At 57.5% G+C, this 1,834-nt stretch carries 1 rRNA gene; it reads left to right on the top strand.

Annotated features, from left to right (window positions below):
* Positions 1 to 139: 139 nt before the first annotated feature.
* A 23S ribosomal RNA gene (locus ACZ4D5_RS43385) occupies positions 140 to 1,834 on the top strand; the annotation flags it as partial.

Here is a 1,834-nt window from a genome sequence, read left to right as displayed (position 1 = left end):
GTCGGGCACGCTGTTGGGTGTCTGAGGGTACGGATTTGATCCCGACCTCGATGCCGACCCCAGTGAAGGTTCGTTTCGGCGGGCTGTGATGGGTGGTTGGTCGTTGTTTGAGAACTGCACAGTGGACGCGAGCATCTGTGGCCAAGTTTTTAAGGGCGCACGGTGGATGCCTTGGCACCAGGAACCGATGAAGGACGTGGGAGGCCACGATAGTCCCCGGGGAGTCGTCAACCAGGCTTTGATCCGGGGGTTTCCGAATGGGGAAACCCGGCAGTCGTCATGGGCTGTCACCCGCTGCTGAACACATAGGCAGTGTGGAGGGAACGCGGGGAAGTGAAACATCTCAGTACCCGCAGGAAGAGAAAACAACCGTGATTCCGGGAGTAGTGGCGAGCGAAACTGGATGAGGCCAAACCGTATACGTGTGAGACCCGGCAGGGGTTGCGTATACGGGGTTGTGGGATCTCTCTTTCACAGTCTGCCGGCTGTGAGACGAGTCAGAAACCGTTGATGTAGGCGAAGGACATGCGAAAGGTCCGGCGTAGAGGGTAAGACCCCCGTAGTCGAAACGTCAGCGGCTCGTTTGAGAGACACCCAAGTAGCACGGGGCCCGAGAAATCCCGTGTGAATCTGGCGGGACCACCCGTTAAGCCTAAATATTCCCTGGTGACCGATAGCGGATAGTACCGTGAGGGAATGGTGAAAAGTACCGCGGGAGCGGAGTGAAATAGTACCTGAAACCGTGTGCCTACAAGCCGTGGGAGCGTCGGATATGTGCTTGCACATATCTCGTGACTGCGTGCCTTTTGAAGAATGAGCCTGCGAGTTTGCGGTGTGTTGCGAGGTTAACCCGTGTGGGGAAGCCGTAGCGAAAGCGAGTCCGAATAGGGCGATATAGTAGCGCGCTCAAGACCCGAAGCGGAGTGATCTAGCCATGGGCAGGTTGAAGCGGAGGTAAGACTTCGTGGAGGACCGAACCCACCAGGGTTGAAAACCTGGGGGATGACCTGTGGTTAGGGGTGAAAGGCCAATCAAACTCCGTGATAGCTGGTTCTCCCCGAAATGCATTTAGGTGCAGCGTCGTGTGTTTCTTGCCGGAGGTAGAGCACTGGATAGGCGATGGGCCCTACCGGGTTACTGACCTTAGCCAAACTCCGAATGCCGGTAAGTGAGAGCGCGGCAGTGAGACTGTGGGGGATAAGCTCCATGGTCGAGAGGGAAACAGCCCAGAGCATCGACTAAGGCCCCTAAGCGTACGCTAAGTGGGAAAGGATGTGGAGTCGCAGAGACAACCAGGAGGTTGGCTTAGAAGCAGCCACCCTTGAAAGAGTGCGTAATAGCTCACTGGTCTAGTGATTCCGCGCCGACAATGTAGCGGGGCTCAAGCGTACCGCCGAAGTCGTGTCATTCCAGCAATAGGGCCAACGCCTGCTGGGATGGGTAGGGGAGCGTCGTGTGCCGGGTGAAGCTGCGCCGGAAGGCAGTGGTGGACGGTTCACGAGTGAGAATGCAGGCATGAGTAGCGATACATACGTGAGAAACGTGTGCGCCGATTGACTAAGGGTTCCTGGGTCAAGCTGATCTGCCCAGGGTAAGTCGGGACCTAAGGCGAGGCCGACAGGCGTAGTCGATGGATAACCGGTTGATATTCCGGTACCCGCTATGAAGCGCCAAACATCGAATCCATTAATGCTAAGGCCGTGAAGCCGCCCCGGAGCCTTCGGGCAAAGGGGAGTGGTGGAGCCGCTGACCCAAGGTGGTAGTAGGTGAGTGATGGGGTGACGCAGGAAGGTAGTCCAGCCCGGGCGGTGGTTGTCCCGGGGTAAGGGTGTAG

It is taken from the genome of Streptomyces sp. NPDC025651, assembly GCF_055558735.1.
This window is presented reverse-complemented; position numbering and strand designations above follow the sequence as displayed.